Genomic DNA, 23,860 nt, shown 5'->3' on the forward strand with positions numbered 1-23,860 from the left:
GACGACTCCCTGCGACTTCAGGAAGGCGGTGATGCGCCGAAACGCGGCGACCTGGGTGTCGTTCCAGATGCCGAGGTCGTAGGGGCTGATCCGGCGGGGGCGGCGGTGGACAGCGCGGCGTGCGCGGCGCGCCGCTCGTGGGCGGGGGCCTCGGCGTACAGGGCGGCGGAGATGAGCGGGTGCGCGAACCGTACGGCGGGGCCCTCCGGCTCGGTGGCCAGCAGCCCGAGTTCGGCGGCCTGGGCGCACTCGGCCTCGGCGTTCTCCCGGCCGGCCGCGTGCAGCAGGGCCGGGGTGGGGCGGGCACCGGCACTGGCCACCAGCAGGGTGCGGCGGGCCTCGACGGAGAGCATGTCGAGGCGGCTGAGCACCAGCGCGCGCAGCGAGGTGGGCACCGGCAGCGGCTCGCCGGGGCGCGGCGGGGTGGGGCGTTCGGCGAGGGCGCGGCCGAGCTCCAGGGCGAAGAGCGGGTTGCCGCCGCTGGTGCGGTGTATCTCGCGGACCGTGGAGCGCGTCAGGCCGGTGTGGCCGCGGTGGTCGAGCAGGGCGGAGACCTGGGTGCGGGTCAGGGGGCCGAGGCGGACGGCGAGGGTGTCGGGCGGGGACGCGTGGAGCTGGCGGTCGTACTCCTGGCCCTCGGTGCGGACCGCGCACAGCAGTTGGACCGGGGTGTCACCGAGCCGGCGGGCGGCGAAGCCGAGGATCTCGGCGCTGGCCGGATCCAGCCACTGCAGGTCGTCGGCGACGAGGAGGACGGTGCCCTCGGCGGCCAGCGCGCGCAGCGCGGACAGCACGGCGAGGCGCAGCGCGAGCCCGTCGCGCTGCAGGCTGGACTCGCCGCGGCCGGTGAGCGCCGACTCCAGGGCGGTGGCCTGGGCGGTGGGCAGCCGGGCGGAGACCCGGTCGAGGACCAGGCCGAGGAGGTCGGCGAGGGCGAGGAAGGGAAGGTGGGATTCGGACTCGGTGGCGGAGCAGCGCAACACGGTGTGGGCGGCACCGGCATATTCCGCCGCCAATGCCCGCAGGACGGTCGATTTCCCTATTCCGGCGGGACCGTGGAGCAGGACGCTGCCGCCCCGGGTGAGCTGCTCGTGGGCGGCCGTGAACAGCTCTTCCCGCCCGATGACCAGGTCGGGGCGGCATCTCGCAGGCTCCTGGAAGTCCCGTCGCACGGTCACCGCTCCCCTCCTGTGTCGTGTCCGGGCCAAATTCTAGGCAACGAACCCCAGAATTCGGACGGAAGCCGTGGTGAGGGAAATAACAGCGGCCATGCATGCGCAAATTCAAAGCACGGCCGTATGAATGGAAATCGCTCGGCGCGGTCAGGGCAGCAGGCCCGCGCGGCGCGCCGTGGACACCGCCTCCCCCCGGGTGTGCGCGCCCAGCTTCCGCATGGCCGAGCGCAGGTACCCCTTGACCGTCTCCGGCCGCAGCCCCAGCCGCTGGGCCACCGCCGCGTTGGTCGCGCCCTCCGCCACGCAGGCCAGGACGTCCAGTTCGCGGGGGGCCAGGCTCGGGCCTCGCGCCGGGCCCGGCCCGGTCAGCAGGCCGCAGGCCGCCAGCAGCTCGGCCCGCAGCTCCGGGTCGGCGATCCGCGGGGCCAGCGAGCGCAGCGCGGCGTGCGCCTCGCGCACCCGTTCCCGGCCCTCGGCCGCCGCACCGGGGGCGGGCTGCGGCCGGACCGCGGTCAGCAGGCCCCGCGCCTCCTCCCGGACCACCAGCGCCTGTTCCACGTCCCGGGCGGCCGCCACCGCCGCGCTCAGCGTGCGGTCGCCGAGCGGCTGGGCCGTGCGCAGCGCGCCGTACAGCACGCCCCGCACCCGGCGCCGTACCACCACCGGCACGGCCACCACCGAGCGCAGGCCCTCCACCGCCACCGGGATGTCGTACTCGTGACTGATCTGCCGGGAGACCGAGTAGTCCGTCACCGCGCACGGCCTGGCCAGCGCGACGGCCTTGCCGCCCAGACCGTTGCCGGAGGTCACCGCGAGCGAGCGCAGCGCCACGGTGGCCGTGCCGCTCAGTTCGCTGATCCGCATCTGCGGCCGGCCGGCCTCGACCAGGCCGCCGAAGGCGACCGGCAGCCCGGTCGTGCGTCGCAGCCGGGCCAGCGCACTGCGTATCTCCACCACCCCGGCGGCGTCTGCTGTCACCTCTTCGCCCCTTCATCGCGGCTCCGTGCTGCCCACACCCCCGTTCGGGGGTAGTGAGACCTGCATCACGGATTACACGATGCCAGAGAGCCGCCCGGCAATGGTCCGGCAACGAGGAGGACAGATGACGACGGCCACGGCTACGGAGCTCTTCCGCGGCGCGCGGGACTTCCTGCTGGAACACCGCGAGGACTACACCACGGCGTACGAGGGCTTCGACTGGCCGCGCCCCGAGCACTTCAACTGGGCGCTGGACTGGTTCGACGTCATCGCGGACGGCAACCGCCGCACCGCCCTGCACATCGTCGAGGAGGACGGCACCGAGACGAAACTGTCCTTCGCCGAACTGGCCGAGCGCTCCGACCGGGTCGCGAACTGGCTGCGGGCGCGCGGCGTCGAGGCCGAGGACCGGGTGCTGGTCATGCTCGGCAACCAGGCGGAGCTGTGGGAGACGGCGCTGGCCGCGATGAAGCTGCGCGCGGTCGTCATCCCCGCCACCCCGCTGCTCGGCCCCGCCGATCTGCGCGACCGCGTCGAACGGGGCCGGGTCCGGCATGTGATCGCGCGCGCGGAGGACACCGCCAAGTTCGCCGAGGTGCCCGGCGCCTACACCCGGATCGCCGTCGGCGGTCTGCCCCAGGAGGGCTGGGAGCCGTACGAGGACGCGTACACCGCACCCGCCGGCTTCCTCCCCGACGGCCCCACCCTGGCCGACGACCCGCTGATGCTCTACTTCACCTCGGGCACCACCGCCCGCCCCAAGCTGGTCGAGCACACCCACGCCTCGTACCCGATCGGGCACCTGGCCACCATGTACTGGATCGGCCTGACCCCCGGCGACGTGCACCTGAACATCTCCTCGCCCGGCTGGGCCAAGCACGCCTGGTCCAATCTGTTCGCCCCGTGGAACGCGGAGGCGACCGTCTTCATCCACAACTACACCCGCTTCGACCCGGCCCGGCTGATGGCCGAGATGGACCGGGCCGGGGTGACCACGTTCTGCGCCCCGCCGACCGTGTGGCGGATGCTCATCCAGGCCGACCTGAGCGGGCTCACCACCCCGCCCCGCGAGGCCCTCGCCGCCGGGGAGCCACTCAACCCCGAGGTCATCGAGCAGGTGCGGCGGGCCTGGGGCGTCACCATCCGGGACGGGTTCGGTCAGACCGAGACCGCCGTGCAGGTCTCCAACAGCCCCGGCCAGCCCCTCAAGACCGGCTCCATGGGGCGGCCCAGCCCCGGCTACCGGGTCGAACTGCTGGACCCGGTCTCCGGCGCCCCCGGCGTGGCCGAGGGCGAGATCGCGCTCGAACTGTCCGCCCGGCCGGTCGGCCTGATGGCCGGGTACCACGGCGACCCGGATCGCACGGCCGAGGTGATGGCGGGCGGCTACTACCGCACGGGAGACGTCGCCTCGCGCGACGAGGACGGATACCTGACGTACATCGGGCGCAGCGACGACGTCTTCAAGGCCTCGGACTACAAGATCAGTCCGTTCGAGCTGGAGAGCGCCCTGCTGGAGCACGAGGCCGTGGCCGAGGCGGCCGTCGTGCCCGCGCCGGACGAGCTGCGCCTGGCCGTGCCCAAGGCGTACGTCGTCCTCGCCGAGGGCTGGCAGCCCGGCCCCGGCACCGCCAAGGTGCTCTTCGAGCACTCCCGCGAGGTCCTCGCCCCCTACAAGCGCATCCGCCGGCTGGAGTTCGGCGCGCTGCCCAAGACCGTCTCCGGCAAGATCCGCCGGATCGAGCTGCGCGAGGCCACGGCGGCGGGCTCCGACCAGGAGTACCGCGAGGAGGACTTCCGGTGAGCGAACCGTCGTACACGCACGGGACCGGCCCCACCGCCCTGCTCGGCGACACCATCGGGGCGAACCTGGACCGGGCGGTCGCCGCCTGGCCGGACCGCGAGGCCCTGGTGGACATGCCGTCCGGACGGCGCTGGACGTACGCCGCATTCGCCGCCGACGTCGACCGGCTGGCGTACGCGCTGCTGGCGAGCGGGGTCGCCAAGGGCGACCGGGTGGGCATCTGGGCGGTCAACTGCGCCGAGTGGGTGCTGGTGCAGTACGCCACCGCGCGGGTCGGCGCGATCATGGTGAACATCAACCCGGCGTACCGCACCCACGAGGTGGAGTACGTCCTGAACCAGGCCGGGATCTCCCTGCTGTTCGCCTCGCTGAGCCACCGGAGCAGCGACTACCGGGCGATGGTGGAGGAGGTGCGGGGCCGCTGCCCCCGGCTGCGGGAGACCGTGTACATCGGCGACCCCAGCTGGGACGCGATGACCGGGCGCGGCACGTCGGACCGGCGCGCGGAACTGCTCGCCCGGGCGGCCGAGCTGTCCTGCGACGACCCCGTCAACATCCAGTACACCTCGGGGACGACGGGCTTCCCCAAGGGGGCCACCCTCTCCCACCACAACATCCTCAACAACGGCTACTTCGTCGGGGAGGCGATCGCCTACGACGAGCAGGACCGGATCTGCGTCCCGGTGCCCTTCTACCACTGCTTCGGCATGGTGATGGGCAATCTCGCGGCCACCTCGCACGGCGCCTGCATGGTGATCCCGGCGCCGTCCTTCGACCCGGCGGCCACACTGGAGGCGGTCCAGCGGGAGCGCTGCACCTCGCTGTACGGCGTGCCCACCATGTTCATCGCGGAGCTGAACCTCCCCGACTTCGCTGCCTACGACCTGTCGTCGCTGCGCACCGGCATCATGGCGGGCTCACCCTGCCCGGTGGAGGTGATGAAACGGGTGGTCGCCGAGATGCACATGGCGGAGGTCTCCATCTGCTACGGCATGACCGAGACGTCCCCGGTGTCGCTGCAGACGCGGATCGACGACGACCTCGAGCACCGCACCGGCACGGTCGGCCGGGTGCTGCCGCACCTGGAGGTGAAGGTCGTCGACCCGGTGAGCGGTGTGACCCGGCCGCGCGGCACGGCGGGGGAGCTGTGCACCCGCGGCTACAGCGTGATGCTCGGCTACTGGGACGAGCCGGAGAAGACCGCCGAGTCGATCGACGCGGGACGCTGGATGCACACCGGCGACCTGGCGGTGATGCGGGAGGACGGGTACGTCGAGATCGTCGGCCGCATCAAGGACATGATCATCCGGGGCGGGGAGAACATCTACCCCCGGGAGGTCGAGGAGTTCCTCTACGCCCACCCGAAGATCCGCGACGTCCAGGTCGTCGGCGTGCCGCACGAGACCTACGGCGAGGAGGTCCTGGCCTGCGTCGTCCCGCGCGACCCGGCCGACCCGCCGGCGCTCGAGGACGTACGGGACTTCTGCGCCGGACGGCTCGCGCACTACAAGGTGCCGAGCCGGGTGGAGGTCCTCGACACCTTTCCGATGACGGTGTCCGGGAAGGTCCGCAAGGTGGAACTGCGGGAGCGGTACGGGCGGTAGGGCTCCCGCGCGCTCAGGCGTCCGGCGCGCCGAGGTCGTCGGCGACGGCGTTCACCGGCTGCGGGGTGCCCGTGAGGTCCAGCACGAACAGGGGGATGCCGAGGCCGTCGGCGCGGACGCGGGCGGCCTCCTCGTACCCGGCGAGAGTGAAGTAGAGGCAGTCGGCGGACTCCGTCATGGCCGTCAGCCACAGGCACTCCACGTCCCGCAGCGAGGCCGGCCGTGCGGTCGGGTCGACCTGGGCCAGCAGCCCGCGCGCGGCCAGCCCGATCCCGGACGGGGGACGCTGGTCGGCGCGCCGGATGTCCCGGTAGCCGAGCCGGCGCAGATAGAGCGCCGCGGCGGTGACCGCGTCGCGCGCGGTGCGGATGGCCACCGGGTGGAACGGCGGACGGCCGTCCGGAGGGCGCTCCGGGCGGCGCTCCGGGTGCGGGTCCGGTCCGGGGCGGGCCGCCGGCGGCGCCCCGGAGACCGGCAGCCGCAGCACCGTCCCGCACGGGCAGCCCAGCTCCGGGTGCGGCCACTGGTTCCGGCGCCCGCAGGAGGCGCACGCCACGGTGACCCAGTCCTCGTCCCACGCCCGGTGCGCGACGGCGGTGGGCGCGGCCCCCCGGTCCAGCGGCGGGCTGACCGGGGCTCCGCAGGCACACGGGTACCAGGGCGCGTTGTAGACGTGTGCGCGCCGGCAGGCCGGGCAGCGCACCGGCACGCTCTCGGACATGCCCCCCATCGTCGTCCGGGCGGGCCCCCTTGTCCCTCACTTGCCGCACCCTTGACGGCTTTCGGGCGCCCGTGTGGCGGGAACGTGCCCGCCCAGGGGGCCCGTGCGTACGGGCCCTCACGGCTCCGGGTGCTCGGACAGACCCGGCCAGTCGTCCGGTCCGCCGCCCTGCCAGTCGATGAGGTCGCTCTCCTCGACCGCGATCTGGTCCAGGTCGGCCAGCCGCAGGATCTCGGCCACGTCGTCCAGGTGGGAGGCGACGCCCAGGGTCACCTCGCCCTCGGTGACCCGCCGGGAGCCGTCCAGGGCGGGGGAGTGCACCACGATGCGCGGATGCCGTGCCGGTGGATGTGTCATGCCTTCAGGCTGCTGCGGGCGGCACCGGTCCGCACCCCGGGGGACCGGCGGCACGGGCGTCAGCGCAGCTCGTCCTCGAGCAGGCCCATCGTGAACATGTCGTACCACCGGCCGTCGCGCCGGAAGACCTGCCGCAGTCTGCCCTCGTCGACGAAGCCGACCTTCTGGTAGACCCGGTGGGCCGCGTGGTTCTCGGTGACGACGGTCAGCGAGATCTTGTGCAGCCGCATCTTCCGGAAGCCGTAGCGGCACATCGTCCGCATCGTGTCCGTGGCGTAGCCGCGCCCCCAGCAGTCCTTCTCACCGAGGTAGAGGTCCAGTTCGGCGCACCCGGTCTCCGGTTCGGCGTCCCGCAGCCGCACCACGCCGATGAGGGCCGCGTCGCTGAGCACCTCGATCCCGAAGAGCACCTCGCCGTACCCGTTGCGCGGCCGTTCCTCCATCCGCTTCCTGACCTGGGCCAGCGACGGGACGTAGCCCTCGTCCATCCAGCGCATCACGTCGGGGTCGGTGTGCCACCGCCACATCGCCTCCGCGTCCGACGGTTCGAGCGGCCGCAGCTTCACCAGGTCTCCGAGCACCATGCGGTCAGCCAACACGCCTCGGGCCGGCGATCTCAACCGGATAAACGACGAGGACCGCGGCCCGCTCCCGCTTGTCACGAGGGCTCGGCGGAAGCCGTCACCGCGCGTTAGGTTGAGCGCGTGCGATTGAGAGTGGAGTTCACGACCGAGCCCTTCGACCTGGACGAGGCGCCCGCGCACGCCCTGGTGGCGCGGGAGGTCGTCGAGGCCGCGGAGCTGGACGCCGTGGACGTCGGCCCCTTCGGCAACACGGCGGAGGGGGGCACCGACGCCGTGCTCGCGGCCGTGGACGCGCTGCTGCGCAAGACCCTCCAGGCCGGTGCCACCCGGATCACGCTCCAGGTCAACGTCATCGGGGAGGGCGAGTGAGCGGCCACGGCGACGAGCCCTTCATCACGGCCGTGAAACCCCTGGTCGACGCCATGGGCGGCGAGCTGCTGCCACCGGACGAGGCCGGCCCCGACGACGTCGTGCTCGCCTGGGAGGGCGTCGGCGTCGTCGCCGTACGCCTGCCCCAGCTCGCCGACTCCCTCGACCACATCCTCGCCGCCCTGGAGCGCAAGCAGGGCAGACCGCTGGCCGACCTCGACCGCAAGGCCAAGCAGGAGGTCGTACGGATGCTGGAGGCGCGCGGCGCCTTCGCCGTCCGGCACGGCGTGGAGACCGTGGCGAGCGCGCTCGGCGTCAGCCGCTTCACCGTCTACAACTACCTCAACCGCGAGAAGCAGGCCTGAGCGGCGCACCCGCCGGCCCGCTCGCGTCACACAGAATTTTCAACAAAGTGTTGACGTTGTCTTCCGGAGGGCGTTAGCTGGCGGGAGCCCGTTCCGCACGAGGGCCGTTCGCGGCCACGGAGGCTCCCGTGACTTCGACTTCCACGCCCCGGGGCCTGGCCCGGTTCAACACCCTGGAGGAGCACGCGGCCTTCGCCGTCCTCCACGAGGCGTGCGCCTCCACGGCGTGGGCCGGCCGGCTGCTGGCCGCCCGCCCCTACGCCACCGCCGACGACCTGTACGCCGCGAGCGACGCCGCCATGGCGGAGCTGACCGGCGCGGACCTCGAGGAGGCGATGGCCGCTCACCCCCCGATCGGCCGCCCCGAGCCGGGCGAGGCGGCGTCGGCCCGGGAGCAGCGCGGCATGGCCGGCGCCTCCGCCGGACTCAGGGCGGAGATGCTCGAACTCAACCTGGCCTACCAGGACAGGTTCGGCCACGTGTTCCTCATCTGCGCCACCGGGCGGACCGGCGAGGAGATGCGGGACGCGCTCAGGGCACGGATCGGGAACCCGCCGGAGCGGGAACGGGAGATCGTCCGCACCGAGCTGGGCAGGATCAACCGCATCCGGCTGGCCCGACTCGTCGAACAGGACACCTGACACCATGAGCACCCCCACCACCGCCTCCGTGTCCACGCACATCCTGGACACCAGCACCGGCCGCCCCGCCGCCGGCGTGACCGTCCGGCTCGCGGCCCGCGGCGGCGGCGACGCCGCATGGCAGGCGCTCGGCGGCTCGGCGACCGACGCGGACGGACGGTGCAGGGACCTGCCGGACCTGCCGGCGGGGACGGCCCACGTGCGGCTCGACTTCGCGGTCGAGGCGTACTTCGAGGAGAAGCGAGCCGAGGAGCGGCAGGACGCCCCCCCGCACCGGGACAGCGGCCCCGGGGTGTTCTTCCCGGAGGTGACGGTCACGTTCGCCGTCGCACCGGGCGAGCACTACCACGTACCGCTGCTGCTCAACCCGTTCGGCTACTCCGTTTACCGAGGGAGCTAGCAGACACATGCCCATCCTGGGACCGAACCAGTACGGCAAGGCCGAGAACCGGGTCGTCAAGATCACCCGGAACGGCGCCACCCACCACATCAGGGACCTGAACGTGTCCGTGTCGCTCTCCGGCGACATGGACGAGGTCCACCACCGCGGCTCCAACGCCCACGTCCTGCCGACCGACACCACCAAGAACACGGTGTACGCGTTCGCCAAGGAGTACGGCGTCGAGTCGCCCGAGCAGTTCGGCATCCACCTCGCCCGGCACTTCGTGACCTCGCAGGAGCCGATCCACCGGGCCCGCGTCCGCGTCGAGGAGTACGCCTGGGAGCGGATCGAGCACGCCGGGCAGGGCGCGCACTCCTTCGTCCGCAAGGGCCAGGAGACCCGGCTCGCCCAGGTCACCTACGACGGCTCGTCCTGGGAGGTCGTCTCCGGCCTCAAGGACCTGACCGTCCTGAACTCGACCGACTCCGAGTTCCGGGGCTTCGTCAGGGACGAGTACACGACCCTCCCCGAGGCCCACGACCGCGTCCTGGCCACCGACGTCTCCGCCCGCTGGCGCTTCAACTGGACCGGCGACGAGCGGCAGACGCCCGCCTGGGACGCGTCGTACGCCCAGGTCAAGGACCACCTGCTGCGTGCCTTCGCCGAGACGTACTCCCGCTCGCTCCAGCAGACCCTCTACGCCATGGGCACGCGGATCATCGACCACCGCGACGAGATCGACGAGGTCCGCTTCTCCCTCCCGAACAAGCACCACTTCCTGGTGGACCTGGAGCCTTTCGGGATGGAGAACGACACCCCCGACGGAGCGGTGTACTTCGCCGCCGACCGCCCCTACGGCCTCATCGAGGCCACCGTCCTGCGGGACGGGTGCGAGGCGAAGATCCCGGCGGACCTCACCAACCTCTGAAGGACGGACCATGGCAGCAGCGCAGCGCGTCGTCATCGAGAACGCGGCGATCGCGACGGTGGACGCGGCGGACACCGAGTACCCCTCGGGGCACCTGGTCGTGGCGGACCACGTGATCGAGTCGCTCGGCCCGGGCCGGGCCCCCGAGGTCCTGGAGAACGTCGTCCGCCGCATCGACGCCTCCGGGCACCTGGTCACCCCCGGCCTGGTCAACACCCACCACCACTTCTACCAGTGGATCACCCGGGGCCTGGCCACGGACCACAACCTCTTCGACTGGCTGGTCGCGCTGTACCCGACGTGGGCCCGTATCGACGAGCCGATGGTCCGCGCGGCCGCGCAGGGCTCGCTGGCGATGATGGCCCGCGGCGGCGTCACCACCGCCATGGACCACCACTACGTCTTCCCACGGGGCTGCGGCGACCTGGCCGGCACGATCATCCGCACCGCCCGGGAGACGGGCGTCCGCTTCACCCTCGCCCGCGGTTCCATGGACCGGAGCGAGAAGGACGGCGGACTGCCCCCGGACTTCGCCGTCGAGACCCTGGACGGCGCCCTCGCCGCGACCGAGGAGACCGTCAGGCGGCACCACGACGCCTCCTCCGACGCGATGACGCAGGTCGCCGTCGCGCCCTGCTCGCCCTTCTCCGTCTCCACCGAACTGCTCCGGCAGGGCGCCGAGCTGGCCCGCCGCCTCGGCGTGCGCCTGCACACCCACGGTTCGGAGACCGTGGAGGAGGAGAAGTTCTGCCACGAGCTGTTCGGCATGGGCCCGACCGACTACTTCGAGTCCACCGGCTGGCTCGGCGCGGACGTGTGGATGGCGCACTGCGTCCACATGAACGACTCCGACATCGCCGCGTTCGCCCGCACCGGGACCGGCGTCGCCCACTGCCCGTCCTCCAACGCCCGCCTGGCGGCCGGTATCGCGCGCGTCCCCGACATGCTGGCGGCCGGCGTCCCCGTCGGCCTCGGCGTCGACGGCACCGCGTCGAACGAGTCGGGCGAACTGCACACCGAACTGCGCAACGCCCTCCTCGTCAGCCGTCTCGGACCGCACCGCGAGGCCGCGTTGAACGCCCGGCAGGCCCTGCGCCTCGGCACCTACGGCGGCGCACAGGTCCTCGGCCGCGCCGCCGAGACCGGCTCGCTGGAGCCGGGCAAGCTGGCCGACCTGGTGCTGTGGAAGCTGGACACCCTCGCCCACGCCTCCATCGCCGATCCGGTGACCGCGCTGGTGTTCGGCGCGGCGGCCCCGGTCACGGCGTCGTTCGTGGGCGGCCGGCAGATCGTGGCGGACGGCCGCCTGCTCACCGTCGACGAGGACGAGATCGCCCGCTCCACGCGCCGGGAGGCCCAGCGCCTGGCACGGATCGCCGCCGGGGACTGAGCGGCGGCCGACTCCGCCCCGGGCCGCGACACCGGGGGAGCGGGACGCCCCGCTCCCCCGGGCGTGGGTTCAGTCCCGACGCCGCGTCCGCAGTACGACCGCCGCCAGTGCCGGCGCGGCCGGCGCGATCCCCGTCGCCACCCGGAACACCGGTGTTACCGCCCAGGTCGCGCGCACGCGCACGCGTGCCCGGTCCGGGAAGTTCTTGACAGGGTGTCCGGGAAGTGGAGCGTGCAGATCCTCGTCGCGGCCGCGCACGGGCCGATCCGCTTCACCGAACTCGAACTCGAACGCGGCATCGAGGCATCAGCCGTCGCATGCTCACGCTCGCCCTGCGCAACCTGGAGCGCGACGGACTGGTGACGCGGACGGTGCATCCCACGGTGCCGCCGAAGGTGGAGTACGAACTCACCCCGGTCGCGCGCGAACTGCACGAGACGCTGCAAAGGCCGACCGGCTGGGCCGAGCGCAACCGCGTGCACATCGCCGAGGCGCGGGCGGCCTACGACGCCGAGCACCGGCCGGAACTGCTCGACGCGTAGGCGGGGCAGGGGGCTACAGCCCGAACAGGCTCAGGTCACAGGCCAGTTCCTTGAAGATCTCCCGCGGATCCGCGACCAGCTTCCGCTCCTCGAGATCCAGTATGCCGCCCACCCCGACGACCTCGGCGGCCACCGTGCCGTCGGTCTTGCGTATCTCCTGACGGATGCGGAAGGTCTTGCCGTCGCCCCACTCGAACTCGCACGTCACGTCGACCTCGTCACCGGCGAGCAGCTCTCTGCGGTAGCGGACGGTGGTCTCCAGCGCCACCGGGCCCACGCCCCGGCCGATCAGCTCGGCCTGGCTGATTCCGGCGGCCTTCAGCAGCGTCCAGCGGGCGTGCTCCGCGTAGTTGAGGTACACCGCCTGGTTGAGATGACCCTGTACGTCGGTCTCGTACCCGCGGACGGTCACACGGACGGAAAACGGTTCGGTCACTGCTTTCCCTTCTCGCGTTCGATTCTTCTGTGCCACCGATCCTGGCACGCGCCTCACACCCGCCGGGGTGATGCCAGCAGATACCGCACTCTCGTCCTGGGCTCCGTGTACTCCCCGGTCTGCCAGCCCGCCCGCTCCAGCGTGGCCGCGCACGCCCGCAGCGCCTCCCCGTCCGGCGCGTACACGGCCACCGCCTCCGGCTGCGGGGTCGCGCGCACCCGGTAACCGTCGTCGTCCCGGCCCGCCGGACGGTGCCCGGCCGCCTCCAGGGCGAGCGCGGCGGCCCGCACCAGATGCGTGCGTTCCCAGGAGCACGGCCGGTCCGTGGCACCGTCCGGGTTGGTCATCCGGCGCAGCTCCACCAGCCCCTGCCAGGCGCTGTGCACCTCGCGCTCACGCGCCGGGCCGGAGCCGGAAGGGTCCTCCTCGCCACCGACGCGCGCCGCGAAGACCCCACCGGACGCGGGCACTGCCACCGGCTCCCCCCTCTCCTCGCTCCCGCCGGGCACCGCCTGACGTATCCGGTGCCCGGCGGGCGTCAGGAAGTGGTCGTGCGGCGGACGCGGATGCCGGAAGGCCAGCCCCCGCTGGACCAGGGCGGCGAGCTGCGCCTCCGTCCCCCTCAGCCGCCCGGTGACGGGGTCGGCGGCATCAATGACACGCCGCTGCGCGGCGGTCGGCGGTCGGGTCACGGCGTGCTCCTCCCCGGTGTCGGCTCCTTTCGAAGACTACGACCCGGGTCCGACAACGCACCTCCGCTACACCCCCGGCCGCATGTTCCACTCCGCGATCACCGGCCGCCCGTGCTCCGTGCCCAGCCGGCACAGCGTTCCGGTCGCCAGCTGGAACAGCGCCCCGTCCCGCGGCGGCAGGCCCAGCCGGCGGGCGGTGAGGACCCGAAGGAAGTGCCCGTGCGCCACCAGCAGGACCCCGCCCTCGGCGTCGGCGGCGGCCACCCTTGCCAGGACGCGGTCGGCGCGCTCCCCGACCTCCTCCGGCGTCTCGCCCGGATGCTCCGGCGGCCCCGGCGCCACCCCGTCGGTGAACAGGAACCAGTCCGGCCGCATCTGGTGGATCTCCGGGGTCGTCACCCCCTCGTAGCCGCCGTAGTCCCATTCCCGCAGATCGGAGTCGACCCGGGCATCGTCCACCCCGATGAGTTCGGCGGTCTCCCGCGCCCGCCGCGACGGACTCACGAACGCCGCCCCGATCCGCTGCTCCCTGACCAACGGCACCAGCCGGCGCGCCTCCGCCCGCCCCCGCTCGGTGAGGGGCACGTCCGTCCAGCCGGTGTGCCGCCCGGACCGCGACCACTCCGTCTCACCGTGCCGGACCAGAAAGAGATCACCCATGCGGACAGGCTAGGGGCGGGACGAGAAGTTCCGGCAGCAACGCTCCAGAGCCGGCCCCGTGACTGATCGCCAGGTTCTGGAAGTGAACATACTGCGACGTCGCGCTCGCGGACGTCGTGCTCAGCCCCCAGCTCAGCGCAACAGCCGCAGTCACGGCGGCAACTCGCTTCATCGTCTCGGTCCCCCTCGGCTTGATCCGGTCTGGCGAAGCGCCAATGACCAGGAAACAAGGGATATCGGCCGGAGGGTGCGCTAACGGCCGATTCCGGCCGAGCTTCCGTCGGAGCGAGGGGGCGGCGGACGGCGTACCTGTGCTGGGGGCCGCCCGCCGCCGTGGTTCCCTGTCGTACGTCAGTGATCGGCGGCGTACGAGACGAAGGCGGCCCACTCTTCTGTCCCGAAAGCCAGTTGGGGGCCCTGGCCGTGCTTGGAGTCCCGTATGTAGATGGTCCGGGGAGCGAAGGCGACCTCCACGCACTCCGGGCCGTCGGCGGTGCTGTAACTGCTCTTGAACCAGTGCAGCGCGGAACCGTTGGCCGTCGTGGGGTTGGTCATCATGTCTCTCCCAGTACTTTCTCGATGAAGGCCAGCGACTCACGGGGCGTGAGAGCCTGGGCGCGGATGATGCCGAAGCGGACCTCGAAGATCTGGATCTCTTTGGGAAGTGAGATCAGGCGGCTGGTGAGCTGTACCTCGTTGTGCGCCACCGTGTCTCCCCCCTTGAGCCGCAGCAGCTGGAGTGATCCGTCCAGACCGGCGTGGTCTTCGCGGTCGGTGGGCATCACCTGGATCTCCACGTTCCGCCGCTGACCGACCTCCAACAGGCGTTCGAGTTGTTTCCGCATCACCATTCTGCCTCCGAGTGGACGGCGCAGCGTCACCTCTTCCTGGACGAAACTGAAAACGGGCGCGGGGTCTCGATCGAAGATCTCCTGGCGGCCCATGCGTGCGGCGACACGGCGGTCCATCTCCTCCTCGGTGAAGGGCGGCCGACGCATCCCATACAGCGCCCTCGCGTAATCCGGCGTCTGCAGCAGGCCGTGTACGACGGAGTTGGCGTAGGCGCACAACTCGACCGCCTCCCCCTCCAGCTTCGCCAGATCCCGCACCTTCTTCGGATAGCGGGCCTCCTCCACGTCCTTCTTCAGTCCGGCGATCATCCCGCCCGCGTCCAGTACCCGGTCGGCCGCCTCCAGGAACTGTGCCTTCGGCGCCCGGCGTCCCCGCTCGACCGAGGACACCTGCTCCTCGCTGTAGCCGATGGCCGTGCCCAGCTCGGCCTGGGTGAGCCCTCTCAGCTCCCGCCACATCTTGACGACCTTGCCGACCGTCCGCAGTACGGCCGCCGACTCCTCGTCCTCGCCGTCGTATGACTCCATCCGCCCACCTCCACGTGCCACCGGTGTCCAACGCCCCACCGGCCCGCCGCGTCACGCGGCACTCTCCGGACAGGGCCGGACGGCGACCGGACACTGACGCCGCGTACTGTCGTCGTGGCTGTTCACGGCAGGGACAGCCGACCACGCTGGGTGACATGAACGTCGATATCTCCCCCACGACGGATGAACACCGTTCCCCCACGGGCCACTTCGCCGTCCGTCTCCCGGCCACGCCCAAGGGCGCCCGCCTCGCCCGTCACCTCGCGGCCGAGCGGCTCCACGTCTGGGGCTGGCCGTACGACTCGGAGGCCGGCCGCACCGTGACGCTGCTGGTGGCCGAACTCGCCGCGAACGCGGTGCTGTACGGCTGGGTGCGGGGCCGGGACTTCCGCCTGTGTCTCACCCTGTATCCGCAGGGTCCCGCGCTGCGTATCGAGGTGACCGATGCCCGTGCCGACCGTCGGCCGCCCGCACCCGGCACCCTGCCGCCGGCCTCACCCGAAGCGGAGTCGGGCCGGGGCCTCCTCCTCGTCGAGGCGCTGGCCGGTCACTGGGGCACGACCTCCCAGGACCCGTACACCAAGACGGTCTGGTGCGAGGTGGCCCTGGGGTGAGCGGTGCCGCGGTCGGCCAGGTCCGGCTACTGGCGGTAGCCGCTCAGGAAGCGGCCGATCCGGCCGATCGCCGCCTCCAGGTCGTCCGCGTACGGCAGGGTCAGGATGCGGAAGTGGTCGGGGGCCGGCCAGTTGAAGCCGGTGCCCTGGACGACCTGGATCTTCTCCCTCAGCAGCAGGTCGAGGACGAACTTCTCGTCGTCGTGGAGGGGGTGCACCTTGGGGTCGATGCGCGGGAAGGCGTAGAGCGCGCCCTTGGGCTTGACGCAGGAGACGCCGGGGATCTCGTTGAGCCTCTCCCACGCCACGTCGCGCTGTTCGCGCAGCCGGCCGCCGGGCGCGGTGAGTTCGCGGATGGACTGGCGGCCGCCGAGCGCGGCCTGGATGGCGTACTGCGCGGGCGCGTTGGCGCACAGCCGCATGGAGGCCAGCATGGTCAGGCCCTCCAGGTAGTCCTTGGCATGCTGCCGGGGGCCGGTCACCACCAGCCAGCCGGAGCGGAAGCCGGCCACCCGGTAGGTCTTCGACAGGCCGCAGAAGGTGAGGACGACCAGGTCGGGGGCGAGCGCGGCGGCCGAGTGGTGCACGGCGTCGTCGTACAGGATCTGGTCGTAGATCTCGTCGGCGAACACCATCAGGCCGTGCCGGCGGGCGAGGTCGAGGATGCCCTCGACGATCTCCTTCGGGTAGACCGCCCCGGTGGGGTTGTTGGGGTTGATGATGACGACGGCCTTGGTGCGGTCGGTGATCTTCGCCGCCATGTCGTCCAGGTCCGGGTACCACTCGGCCTGCTCGTCGCAGAGGTAGTGCACCGCCTTGCCGCCGGCCAGGGTGGTGACGGCGGTCCAGAGGGGGAAGTCGGGGGCGGGGATGAGGATCTCGTCGCCGTCCTCCACCAGTGCCTGTACGGCCATCGACACCAGCTCGGACACACCGTTGCCGAGGAACACGTCGTCGACGCCGACCTCCAGGCCCAGGGTCTGGTAGCGCTGGGCGACCGCACGGCGGGCGGAGAGGATGCCGCGCGAGTCGGTGTAGCCGTGCGCCTGCGGCAGCATCCGGATCATGTCCTGGAGGATCTCCTCCGGCGCCTCGAAGCCGAAGACCGCGGGGTTGCCCGTGTTCAGGCGCAGCACGCTGTGGCCCGCGGCCTCCAGCGCGTCGGCGTGCTCGATCACCGGGCCGCGGATCTCGTAGCAGACCTCGCTGAGCTTGTTCGACTGCCGGAACTCCATGCGCGCTCGCCCCTCCGGTTCGGTGTGTTGCTTGGTTTTACCAAGTTCACGCTTGGAAAGTCCAACGACATGTCTAGACTGCGGGACATGTCACCTCGCCGAAGCTACGACCAGTACTGCTCCGCCGCCCGCGCCCTCGACCTCGTCGGTGACCGCTGGACCCTGCTGATCGTCCGGGAGCTGCTCGCCGGCCCGCGCCGCTACACGGACCTGCACGCGGACCTGCCCGGCGTGAGCACGGACGTACTCGCCTCACGGCTGAAGGACATGGAACGCGACGGGCTCACGACCCGGCGCCGGCTGCCTCCGCCCGGGGCCGCCTTCGTGTACGAACTCACCCTTCGGGGGAGGGAGCTGCTGCCGGTGCTGCTGGCCCTGGGCGAGTGGGGCCGGGCCGAGCTGGGGGAGCGGCGGCCCACCGACGCGCTGCGCGCCCACTGGTTCGCGCTGCCGCTGCTGCGCGAGCTCGAAGGGGCGGGACTGGTCGAAGTCCGGCTGGAGGAGGGCGACTTCCACCTGTACCTCGGCGCCGAGGACGGACCCGTGTACGGCGACGGGCGGGCCCCCGACGAGCCCGACGCCCGGCTCGTCATGGACGCCGGGACGTGTACGGCGCTCGCCCAAGGGGAGTCGAGCCTCCTGGAGGCGGTGCGGGACGGGAGGGTCGAGGTGACCGGGGACGGCGCCGTGGCCAAGGCGCTGCGGGAGGCCTGAGAGCGGGCGGCCGAAAAGGCGAAGGCCCGCCGGGCGGCGGGCCTTCTGTCACGTCAGGCGTTCGGCGGCACCCCTGGCGGCCGTCCCGCGCCGCGGGTCAGCGCGTACCCGCCGATCCCGGCGAGCGCGGCCAGTACGCCGCCCACCGCGGTCCACACCCAGCGGTCGGTCCACCAGCCGGAGGACCAGCCGTCGTCCGGCTCGATGGCGGACAGCACGGCCGACTTCGCCGAACCGTCCCCGTCGTCCGCGGACTTGGCGGCGATCCCGGGGACGAGCGGCTTCGCCAGCGAGCCGTCCACCGCGGCGGCGCCGCCGATGTCCTTGGAGTCGACCCGGACCTCGGCGCCGACCGGCTTGCCGAGGTCGGCCGCGGGCAGGTCGAGGACCGTCAGACGGATGTAGTACGTGCCCGGCAGCGGGTCGTTGGCCCACGGCTCCGACCAGGCGCGGACCGTGCGCAGCACACAGGCCAGTTCCACCGTGCCGGTGCCCTGGGCGGCGGTGCGGGTCTGCGCCCCGTACTGGCAGGACTGGCGGCGCCGCAGACCGTCGTACACGTCGATCTGCCAGCTCTGCGCGGCGTGCGCGTCCGGCAGCTTCACGGTCGCCTTCACCGTGGGGCGCTGCCCGGAGTCGGCCGGGAACGACCAGTACAGGTAGTCGCCGGTGGAACCGCTGGCGGTGGCCTGCTCGCCCTGGTCGATCTCCGTCGCCGTGCGGAAGGACGTGCCCGCCTGGGTGGGCGCCTTGCTGTCGTCCGACGCGCTCGGGGACGGCGAGGAGTCGGCGACGGCCGGACCGGAGGCCAGTCCGACGGCCAGCAGCGCGGCACTCAGTACTCGTGTCATTCGCATCAGTTGGTCCTCCAGACCGCGACCCGCCAGCGCGACAGCCAGCCCCACAGCAGACCCGCGACGAAGCCGGCCAGCACCAGCGCGCCGAGCAGCCACCAGCCGCGCCCGAGGCCGAAGGAGGCCACGTCGCCCGCCTGGTCCGGACCGTCCACCACGTCGACGGTCAGCTCCAGCGGCAGACCCGGCGTGGTCTTCACCCCGGCGGACGCCGAGAAGGAGTTGGTGACCTGGAGGCACACCGTCTCGGCGGGAGCGTCCTCGTCGTCGCTCTCCGGCCTCGGGTAGCGCAGACCGGTCGAGATCATGTCCGTACGGCCGTTGCCCGCGGCCTCGCCGCGCACGATCTCCCGGCCGTGCACCGTGACCGCCCGCAGCAGCACGCCGTAGCCGGGAGCGGTCGCGCGGTCGTCGGCCACGCTCACGGAGGCGCGCAGCTCCTGGCCGGGGTCGACGGACACCTTGTACCAGCGCTGCTGCCCGAACTCCTCACGGTCGGTGTACAGGCCCGACTTGAGCGTGGGCGCGTCCGTGCAGGCGTTCGTGCCCTCGGTGGCGACCGGAGTCACCACCGGGTCGGCCGCCCGGTCGACCAACTGACCCACCCGGTCGCTGAGTTCCTCCTTGTGCCGCACGTCGGTGTAGGTGCCGCCGGTCGCGTCCGCGATGCAGCTGAGCTGGTCGCGGGTCCTGGCGTCCGGCACCAGGCCGAGGGTGTCGATGGTCAGCCCGATGCCCTTGGCGGCTATCTCGCGAGCCACCTCGCACGGGTCCAGCGGCTGGCAGGTGTCCTCGCCGTCGCTGATCAGGACGATGCGGCGGGTGCCGGTCCCGCCGTCGAGGTCGTCGGCCGCCTTCAGCAGTGCGGGACCTATGGGGGTCCAGCCGGTCGGCGTCAGCGTGGCGACCGCGGTCTTCGCCTCGGTGCGGTCCAGCGTGCTGACCGGGTAGAGCTGCGCGGTGTCCTTGCAGCCCGTCTTGCGGTCGTTGCCGCGGTAGTTCGCGCCGAGCGTGCGGATCCCGAGCTGGACCTCCTCGGGCGTCGCGTCGAGCACCTCGTTGAACGCCTGCTTCGCCGCGGACATCCGCGACCCGCCGTCTATGTCCCGCGCCCGCATGGAGCCGCTGACGTCCAGCACCAGCTCGACCTTGGGGGCCGCCTGGTCGTCCGTCTCGTCGGCGGCCGCCCCGGCGGGGAACGCGAGCCCTGCCGTCAGCGCGGCGAGCAGGGCACAGATCCCTGCCGCCAGCCGTTGTCTTCTGATCATCGGCGGATCCTATTGATCTCGGGTGCCGGGCTCCAAAACGAGGGGGTTGGGCAGGGTGGCCCACTGGTCGCCCGGTGTCCCCGGTGACAACCGCATCAGGGTCAACGCCTTGGTAGGCAGCGGGTCTTCGCGCAGGGCCGTCAGGTCGGGGCCGGGCGGCAGATCCCGTACCGCCGCCGCCAGGGCCGTGGCGAGGGCCGGGCCGGAGCCGGCCGTCGCGGCCAGCGCGCCGGCCACGAGGGAGCCGAACAGCTTGCGGCGCAGGGCCGTTTCGTCGTCCGTGACCAGCCGGCCGGTCAGACCGGGGGGCGTGATGCCGCGCCGGGTCAGCCGGGCCGGGCTGATCCGGATGTCGGCCAGGTCGCGGTAGACCAGCCGGCGGGGCCGGCCGTCGGGCGACAGGATGACCAGCAGGTTCTGGCCGTGGGCCTCCAGGGCGACGCCCAGCTCCAGCAGACGCAGGCCCACCCGCAGGGCGAGGCGGGTGAACTCGGCCAGCCAGGCGGGGGAGCGGGGCAGCGCGGTGGTGGCGAGGGCGGCCACCGGCAGGACGTGCTCGTCGGCGGAGGCGTACAGCCGCGGCGACTCGCGCAGCAGGGCCGCCAGGTCGGGGGAGCCGGCCGACACCGCGCCGAGGGTGCGCGTGACGTGCAGCAGGCCGTCCGTGCGGGCCGCCAGATCCTCCGCGAACGCCGACAGCGTCGCCGAGGCGCCCACCGAGTACGCCGAGATGTCCCGCACCGAGGACGTCAGCCGGGCGCTCAGCGCGGTCTTGACGTGCGGTCCGCCGGGGCCGGGCAGCGCGAGGGTGCGCAGGGACATCAGCGGACGGGCGTCCGACCAGGCGTCGCACGGCCGTTTGAGCACGTGCGCCGCCTGCCACGGGTGTACTGGCACCAACAGCTCTTCCCCGTCGCGCAGTTCGTCCGGCCACAGCCCGGTCAGCAGGCACTCCCGCGCCGGGACCGGGACCGTCCCCAGTTCCACCACCGGCCGGTGCTCCGGCCCGTAGGCGAGCTGCTCGGCCACCGAGAAGCCGGGCCGGGACCGGCAGGCCGGGTGGAACGGGTGCCCGTCGACCACCCGCTGCTCCCACTCCCAGTCCCCCTCCGGGCCTTCGCCCGCGAGGACGCCCACCGGCCACTCCTCCCGATGACCCGGATGATCCGGCCCACCGGCGCGCGAGAGGGCCAGCGAGGCGACACTGTGCCCGAGCTCGGCGGCGAAGGCCGTGGCGTGCGGCACCGCGAGGTCCGTCATCAGCCGGGCCGGGTCGACGTGGGCGACGCCGTCGAGGTGGACGGCGGTGACGTGGTCGCCGGTCGCGTACGGATCCGGGTGCGGGCCGCGCAGCACCCGGCCGTCGGCGAGCCGCAGGAGCAGGCCGCCCGCCCCGGGCACCCGGCGGCTGATCCACGGCAGCGGCTCATGGGCGAGCGCCCGCCACAGCCGGGTCAGCACGGCCGCCCGCGCACTCGGCAGCGCGGCCGTGTACCGGGGCACCAGGCCGGGCCGGACAGCGGCCAGCTCCCCGGCGACCTCGGCCTCGGTCTCGGTCTCGGCGGTGCGGTGGCCCGGAGGGCGTTCCTCGGAAGGGCGAGGGGAGACGGGAGGGCGGTACACGGTCGGCTCCTCGGGTACGGAGTAGTGACGGGCACGGTTGCCGGGCACGACAGACATACTGATCGCGATCGGATCCCGGACGAAGAACGAATGGATCGCGTGGACCACATGCCCCCGAGCGACCGCGTCGCGGAACGCGCCGACGCGTACGCGGCCGCACCCCTGCTCAACTGCCTGTTGCGGGAGGTGGCCGAGCCACTCGCCGCGAGCGGGGAACGGCACACGTACCGGCTGCCCGGCACCGGCCGTCTGCTGCGGGTGCGCGGCCGGCGGCGGCCCGCCGAGCCCGAGGTGCGCACGGCCGGCGTCTGGCGGCCCGTCGGCCACACCGAGCTGGTGAAACTGGTCGCCGAGGAACTGCGCCGGCACACGGGCAGCTCCAACGACGACCTGCCCGTCGAGATGACCGACAGCCGGGACGCGGTCGCCGCGCTGCTCGCCGCACGCGCCCGGGCGACGCCGCCCGACGACCCGTACCTGCGTTCCGAACAGTCCCTCATCACCGGACACCCTCACCACCCCGCGCCCAAGGCGCGCGGCGGCGGCCCCGTCGCGGCCTGGCTGCCGTACGCCCCTGAGGCGTACGCCCGTTTCCCGCTGGCGCTGCTCGGCGTGCGCGAGGACCAGGTGGCCGAGGAGGGCGACACCTCCGCGCTCGACGCCCTCGGCACCGCCCCGCCCGGCTACCGGCTGCTGCCCGCCCACCCCTGGCAGCTCGACCTGGCCGGACCCGCCCTCGCCCCGGCTTTCGCCGACGGCCGCCTGGTCCGCCTGGGCACGACCCCGTTCCAGCTGTGGCCGACGGCGGCGGTGCGCACCCTGTACGAGCCCGGCCGCGATCTGTACCTGAAGTTCAGCCTGGATGTGCGCATCACCAACGACATCCGCCGCCTGTGGCGCCACGACCTGGGGAAACTACGCCGCAACGACACGGCCGCGGCCGGCGCCCTCGCCGCGTACGACGGCCCGGCGGCGTGGCTCGGCGACCGCGGCTACCGCACCGCCGCCTTCGCCTTCGAGGAACTGGCCGTCCTGGTCCGCGACGGACTGCGCGGCCACCTGCTGCCCGGCGCCACCCCGCTGCTCGCCGCCGGACTCGTGGAGGGCTTCGACGGCAACCCCCTGGCCCGCGCCGCCGACCCGGCGCTCTGGTGGGAGGCGTACCTGCGCCAGGTCGTCCCCCCGGCCGTGACCGCCTTCGCCGGTCACGGCGTGGTGCTGGAGGCCCACCTCCAGAACACCCTGGTCGCCGTCGACGCCTCCGGCACGCCCGTGCAGGCGCTGTTCCGGGACGCCGAGGGCGTCAAGCTGCTGCCGGACGTCTCCCGCGCGGCCGGCTGGGAACGGCTGGTTTACTGCCTCGTCGTCAACCACCTCACCGAGATCGCCGCCGCCCTGGCCGAGCACCACCCGGGCCTCGACCCCTGGCCGGCCGCCCGCCGCGCCCTCGCGGCCCACGACCTCCCGGAGATCCCCGCCCTGCTCGCCTCGCCCACCCTGCCCGGCAAGACCAACCTGCTGCTGCGCTGGACCGGCGCGGACGGCGCCGACGCCCGCTACCTGCCCCTGCCGAACCCGCTGGCCCGGACGTGACACGCGGGACGCCCAAGCGGCGTCCCGCGTCATCGAGGGCACTGCGCGTGTCCTCGGGCGCGCCCGTACCGGGGCGGCGGCTGCCACCCCGGTACGGTCCCGGTCCCGGTCCGGCGACTGTCCGGCGCGGTGACCGGGGCGCGGTCAGGGAAGGAGCGGGTAGGGGACGAACGTCAGCGGCGCCGTCGCGGAGGACGCGGCGTAGCAGCTCGTTCCGGCGAAGGACGCGGTGTAAGTCCTCGCCGTGACGATCGTGCTGGGGACCGGCAGCGGCGGCGGGGCCAGTGTCGCCACCCCGGCGGCGTCGGTGAGCGCCGTCCCGAGGACCATGGGGCCCAACGGTGAGTTCGCCCTGAAGGTGACCAGTTGCCCCGCGAGCGGAGCGCCGCCGGAGGTGAGCTTGAGCGTGGCGCTCATCGACGGGATGACGAACGTGCCGTTCGTCCGCACGCGGATCTGCGCCGGGCCCGCCGTGAGTGTCGTGGGCGCGGGGTTCACGGTGAGACTCACCGTCGCGGCCGACGGACTGGTGCAGGTGCTTCCGTCGTAGACGGCGATCACCGTTCCGCTGGTGTTCGCGGTGGTGGTGACGCAGGCGCTTCCGCCGGCGTCGAGCCCGACGGTCTGGACGAAGCCGCCGGGGCCGACGAAGGTGACCGATCCGGTGGGAGTGCCGCTGCCCGGCGCGACCGTCGTGACCGTGGCGCAGAACGTCACCGGCTGACCGCAGACCGCCGGGTTGGGGGTGACCGTGAGCACGGTCTTGGACTGGGCGTTGTTCACCGTCGCGTTCGCGGTGCCGGTCGAGGGGGTGAAGCACTCGTCGCCGTTGTAGGCGGCGGTGACGGTGCCGGTCGCCAGGTTGGTGGTGGTGGCGCAGGCGGTGCCGTCGGTGTTGAGGGGGACGGTGGTGTTGAGTCCGCCGGGGCCGGTGAAGGTGACGGTTCCGGTG

At 72.8% G+C, this 23,860-nt stretch carries 25 protein-coding genes and 2 pseudogenes; 12 read left to right on the top strand and 15 right to left on the bottom strand.

Annotation, left to right across the window (positions count from 1 at the left end; translation table 11 throughout):
* Window positions 1-98 precede the first annotated feature (98 nt).
* Both ABZX30_RS33290 and ABZX30_RS33295 read right to left on the bottom strand, forming a co-directional pair.
* Window positions 99-1,178: pseudogene (locus ABZX30_RS33290) on the bottom strand (ATP-binding protein); the annotation flags it as partial.
* A gap of 144 nt (window positions 1,179-1,322) precedes the next feature.
* Window positions 1,323-2,153 (bottom strand): LuxR C-terminal-related transcriptional regulator, encoded by an 831-nt coding sequence (locus ABZX30_RS33295; RefSeq protein WP_355940648.1) that lies wholly within the window; start codon window positions 2,151-2,153, stop codon window positions 1,323-1,325.
* 124 nt (window positions 2,154-2,277) lie between these two features.
* Between ABZX30_RS33295 and ABZX30_RS33300 the strand changes: the two genes are divergently transcribed.
* Window positions 2,278-3,957: an AMP-binding protein gene (locus ABZX30_RS33300; protein ID WP_355940651.1), complete on the top strand. Its 1,680-nt coding sequence runs from the start codon at window positions 2,278-2,280 to the stop codon at window positions 3,955-3,957.
* Window positions 3,954-5,561 (top strand): AMP-binding protein, encoded by a 1,608-nt coding sequence (locus ABZX30_RS33305; protein WP_355940654.1) that lies wholly within the window; start codon window positions 3,954-3,956, stop codon window positions 5,559-5,561. The genes ABZX30_RS33300 and ABZX30_RS33305 overlap by 4 nt, the downstream gene beginning before the upstream one ends.
* A 13-nt stretch (window positions 5,562-5,574) precedes the next feature.
* Here the strand turns inward: ABZX30_RS33305 and ABZX30_RS33310 are convergent, their stop codons facing one another.
* The 3 genes from ABZX30_RS33310 to ABZX30_RS33320 form a co-directional block, all read right to left on the bottom strand.
* Entirely contained in the window at window positions 5,575-6,291 is a 717-nt protein-coding gene (locus tag ABZX30_RS33310; protein ID WP_355940657.1) for a hypothetical protein, read from the bottom strand.
* Window positions 6,292-6,399: 108 nt separating this feature from the next.
* A complete protein-coding gene (locus tag ABZX30_RS33315; RefSeq protein ID WP_355940660.1) occupies window positions 6,400-6,639 on the bottom strand; it encodes a hypothetical protein in 240 nt (79 codons plus the stop codon).
* A 59-nt stretch (window positions 6,640-6,698) separates the two neighbouring features.
* Window positions 6,699-7,223: a GNAT family N-acetyltransferase gene (locus ABZX30_RS33320; protein ID WP_355940662.1), complete on the bottom strand. Its 525-nt coding sequence runs from the start codon at window positions 7,221-7,223 to the stop codon at window positions 6,699-6,701.
* A gap of 120 nt (window positions 7,224-7,343) precedes the next feature.
* On the opposite strand from ABZX30_RS33320, the gene ABZX30_RS33325 reads away from it, so the two are divergent.
* The 7 genes and pseudogenes from ABZX30_RS33325 (at window position 7,344) to ABZX30_RS33355 (ending at window position 11,840) form a co-directional block, all read left to right on the top strand.
* Window positions 7,344-7,592 (top strand): hypothetical protein, encoded by a 249-nt coding sequence (locus ABZX30_RS33325; RefSeq protein ID WP_355940665.1) that lies wholly within the window; start codon window positions 7,344-7,346, stop codon window positions 7,590-7,592.
* On the top strand, window positions 7,589-7,957 hold the full coding sequence (locus ABZX30_RS33330) for a helix-turn-helix domain-containing protein (protein WP_355940668.1): 369 nt from the start codon (window positions 7,589-7,591) through the stop codon (window positions 7,955-7,957). The genes ABZX30_RS33325 and ABZX30_RS33330 overlap by 4 nt, the downstream gene beginning before the upstream one ends.
* Before the next feature lie 128 nt (window positions 7,958-8,085).
* Window positions 8,086-8,598, top strand: coding sequence for a 2-oxo-4-hydroxy-4-carboxy-5-ureidoimidazoline decarboxylase (gene uraD / locus ABZX30_RS33335; RefSeq protein WP_355940671.1), 513 nt, complete (start codon window positions 8,086-8,088; stop codon window positions 8,596-8,598).
* Window positions 8,599-8,602: 4 nt separating this feature from the next.
* The gene (gene uraH / locus ABZX30_RS33340) at window positions 8,603-8,998 is read left to right on the top strand and encodes a hydroxyisourate hydrolase (protein WP_355940673.1); all 396 of its coding nucleotides are present in this window, start codon (window positions 8,603-8,605) and stop codon (window positions 8,996-8,998) included.
* Window positions 8,999-9,005: 7 nt separating this feature from the next.
* The gene (gene pucL, locus ABZX30_RS33345; RefSeq protein WP_355940676.1) at window positions 9,006-9,908 is read left to right on the top strand and encodes a factor-independent urate hydroxylase; all 903 of its coding nucleotides are present in this window, start codon (window positions 9,006-9,008) and stop codon (window positions 9,906-9,908) included.
* 10 nt (window positions 9,909-9,918) lie between these two features.
* Entirely contained in the window at window positions 9,919-11,298 is a 1,380-nt protein-coding gene (locus ABZX30_RS33350) for an 8-oxoguanine deaminase (protein WP_355940679.1), read from the top strand.
* Between the two features lie 127 nt (window positions 11,299-11,425).
* A pseudogene (locus ABZX30_RS33355) lies at window positions 11,426-11,840 on the top strand (helix-turn-helix domain-containing protein).
* 13 nt (window positions 11,841-11,853) lie between these two features.
* On the opposite strand, the gene ABZX30_RS33360 reads toward ABZX30_RS33355, so the two are convergent.
* The 5 genes from ABZX30_RS33360 to ABZX30_RS33380 all read right to left on the bottom strand — a co-directional run bounded on the left by ABZX30_RS33360 (window position 11,854) and on the right by ABZX30_RS33380 (window position 15,007).
* Window positions 11,854-12,276 (bottom strand): thioesterase family protein, encoded by a 423-nt coding sequence (locus tag ABZX30_RS33360; RefSeq protein WP_355940682.1) that lies wholly within the window; start codon window positions 12,274-12,276, stop codon window positions 11,854-11,856.
* 53 nt (window positions 12,277-12,329) lie between these two features.
* On the bottom strand, window positions 12,330-12,968 hold the full coding sequence (locus ABZX30_RS33365; RefSeq protein ID WP_355940685.1) for a hypothetical protein: 639 nt from the start codon (window positions 12,966-12,968) through the stop codon (window positions 12,330-12,332).
* A gap of 66 nt (window positions 12,969-13,034) precedes the next feature.
* A complete protein-coding gene (locus ABZX30_RS33370) occupies window positions 13,035-13,628 on the bottom strand; it encodes a histidine phosphatase family protein (RefSeq protein WP_355940687.1) in 594 nt (197 codons plus the stop codon).
* 351 nt (window positions 13,629-13,979) lie between these two features.
* Window positions 13,980-14,183: a DUF397 domain-containing protein gene (locus ABZX30_RS33375; protein ID WP_355940690.1), complete on the bottom strand. Its 204-nt coding sequence runs from the start codon at window positions 14,181-14,183 to the stop codon at window positions 13,980-13,982.
* The gene (locus ABZX30_RS33380; protein ID WP_355940692.1) at window positions 14,183-15,007 is read right to left on the bottom strand and encodes a helix-turn-helix transcriptional regulator; all 825 of its coding nucleotides are present in this window, start codon (window positions 15,005-15,007) and stop codon (window positions 14,183-14,185) included. Before ABZX30_RS33380 ends, ABZX30_RS33375 begins: the two co-directional genes overlap by 1 nt.
* Before the next feature lie 155 nt (window positions 15,008-15,162).
* Here ABZX30_RS33380 and ABZX30_RS33385 point away from each other — a divergent pair, with 155 nt between their 5' ends.
* A complete protein-coding gene (locus ABZX30_RS33385) occupies window positions 15,163-15,621 on the top strand; it encodes an ATP-binding protein (RefSeq protein WP_355940694.1) in 459 nt (152 codons plus the stop codon).
* Between the two features lie 26 nt (window positions 15,622-15,647).
* On the opposite strand, the gene ABZX30_RS33390 is transcribed toward ABZX30_RS33385, so the two are convergent.
* Window positions 15,648-16,856, bottom strand: coding sequence for a pyridoxal phosphate-dependent aminotransferase (locus ABZX30_RS33390; protein ID WP_355940697.1), 1,209 nt, complete (start codon window positions 16,854-16,856; stop codon window positions 15,648-15,650).
* An 87-nt stretch (window positions 16,857-16,943) separates the two neighbouring features.
* Between ABZX30_RS33390 and ABZX30_RS33395 the strand changes: the two genes are divergently transcribed.
* Complete coding sequence (locus tag ABZX30_RS33395) at window positions 16,944-17,570, top strand: winged helix-turn-helix transcriptional regulator (RefSeq protein WP_355940699.1); 627 nt, start codon at window positions 16,944-16,946, stop codon at window positions 17,568-17,570.
* A 53-nt stretch (window positions 17,571-17,623) separates the two neighbouring features.
* Here the strand turns inward: ABZX30_RS33395 and ABZX30_RS33400 are convergent, their stop codons facing one another.
* Genes ABZX30_RS33400 through ABZX30_RS33410 form a run of 3 tightly spaced genes read right to left on the bottom strand, consistent with a single transcriptional unit; the run spans window position 17,624 to window position 21,372 of the window.
* Complete coding sequence (locus tag ABZX30_RS33400; protein WP_355940701.1) at window positions 17,624-18,427, bottom strand: hypothetical protein; 804 nt, start codon at window positions 18,425-18,427, stop codon at window positions 17,624-17,626.
* On the bottom strand, window positions 18,427-19,692 hold the full coding sequence (locus ABZX30_RS33405) for a VWA domain-containing protein (protein WP_355940703.1): 1,266 nt from the start codon (window positions 19,690-19,692) through the stop codon (window positions 18,427-18,429). Before ABZX30_RS33405 ends, ABZX30_RS33400 begins: the two co-directional genes overlap by 1 nt.
* Before the next feature lie 9 nt (window positions 19,693-19,701).
* The gene (locus ABZX30_RS33410) at window positions 19,702-21,372 is read right to left on the bottom strand and encodes an IucA/IucC family protein (RefSeq protein WP_355940706.1); all 1,671 of its coding nucleotides are present in this window, start codon (window positions 21,370-21,372) and stop codon (window positions 19,702-19,704) included.
* A gap of 33 nt (window positions 21,373-21,405) precedes the next feature.
* Between ABZX30_RS33410 and ABZX30_RS33415 the strand changes: the two genes are divergently transcribed.
* Window positions 21,406-22,908: an IucA/IucC family protein gene (locus ABZX30_RS33415; protein ID WP_355940709.1), complete on the top strand. Its 1,503-nt coding sequence runs from the start codon at window positions 21,406-21,408 to the stop codon at window positions 22,906-22,908.
* Between the two features lie 144 nt (window positions 22,909-23,052).
* Here the strand turns inward: ABZX30_RS33415 and ABZX30_RS33420 are convergent.
* Window positions 23,053-23,860, bottom strand: an 808-nt coding sequence (locus ABZX30_RS33420) for an Ig-like domain repeat protein (protein ID WP_355940711.1), incomplete at its 5' end; no start/stop codon positions are given.

It is taken from the genome of Streptomyces sp. NPDC004542 (genome assembly GCF_040610035.1).
Classification (GTDB): Bacteria; Actinomycetota; Actinomycetes; order Streptomycetales; family Streptomycetaceae; genus Streptomyces.

What these genes read in the sequence shown, in the direction of transcription:
- ABZX30_RS33300 (WP_355940651.1), top strand. Translation starts at nt 2,278, where the DNA reads ATGACGACGGCCACGGCTACGGAGCTCTTCCGCGGCGCGCGGGACTTC.
- ABZX30_RS33310 (WP_355940657.1), bottom strand. Translation starts at nt 6,291, where the DNA reads ATGGGGGGCATGTCCGAGAGCGTGCCGGTGCGCTGCCCGGCCTGCCGG.
- ABZX30_RS33315 (WP_355940660.1), bottom strand. Translation starts at nt 6,639, where the DNA reads ATGACACATCCACCGGCACGGCATCCGCGCATCGTGGTGCACTCCCCC.
- ABZX30_RS33320 (WP_355940662.1), bottom strand. Translation starts at nt 7,223, where the DNA reads ATGGTGCTCGGAGACCTGGTGAAGCTGCGGCCGCTCGAACCGTCGGAC.
- uraH (WP_355940673.1), top strand. Translation starts at nt 8,603, where the DNA reads ATGAGCACCCCCACCACCGCCTCCGTGTCCACGCACATCCTGGACACC.
- pucL (WP_355940676.1), top strand. Translation starts at nt 9,006, where the DNA reads ATGCCCATCCTGGGACCGAACCAGTACGGCAAGGCCGAGAACCGGGTC.
- ABZX30_RS33350 (WP_355940679.1), top strand. Translation starts at nt 9,919, where the DNA reads ATGGCAGCAGCGCAGCGCGTCGTCATCGAGAACGCGGCGATCGCGACG.
- ABZX30_RS33370 (WP_355940687.1), bottom strand. Translation starts at nt 13,628, where the DNA reads ATGGGTGATCTCTTTCTGGTCCGGCACGGTGAGACGGAGTGGTCGCGG.
- ABZX30_RS33375 (WP_355940690.1), bottom strand. Translation starts at nt 14,183, where the DNA reads ATGACCAACCCCACGACGGCCAACGGTTCCGCGCTGCACTGGTTCAAG.
- ABZX30_RS33380 (WP_355940692.1), bottom strand. Translation starts at nt 15,007, where the DNA reads ATGGAGTCATACGACGGCGAGGACGAGGAGTCGGCGGCCGTACTGCGG.
- ABZX30_RS33385 (WP_355940694.1), top strand. Translation starts at nt 15,163, where the DNA reads ATGAACGTCGATATCTCCCCCACGACGGATGAACACCGTTCCCCCACG.
- ABZX30_RS33390 (WP_355940697.1), bottom strand. Translation starts at nt 16,856, where the DNA reads ATGGAGTTCCGGCAGTCGAACAAGCTCAGCGAGGTCTGCTACGAGATC.
- ABZX30_RS33395 (WP_355940699.1), top strand. Translation starts at nt 16,944, where the DNA reads ATGTCACCTCGCCGAAGCTACGACCAGTACTGCTCCGCCGCCCGCGCC.
- ABZX30_RS33400 (WP_355940701.1), bottom strand. Translation starts at nt 18,427, where the DNA reads ATGCGAATGACACGAGTACTGAGTGCCGCGCTGCTGGCCGTCGGACTG.
- ABZX30_RS33405 (WP_355940703.1), bottom strand. Translation starts at nt 19,692, where the DNA reads ATGATCAGAAGACAACGGCTGGCGGCAGGGATCTGTGCCCTGCTCGCC.
- ABZX30_RS33410 (WP_355940706.1), bottom strand. Translation starts at nt 21,372, where the DNA reads ATGTCTGTCGTGCCCGGCAACCGTGCCCGTCACTACTCCGTACCCGAG.
- ABZX30_RS33415 (WP_355940709.1), top strand. Translation starts at nt 21,406, where the DNA reads ATGGATCGCGTGGACCACATGCCCCCGAGCGACCGCGTCGCGGAACGC.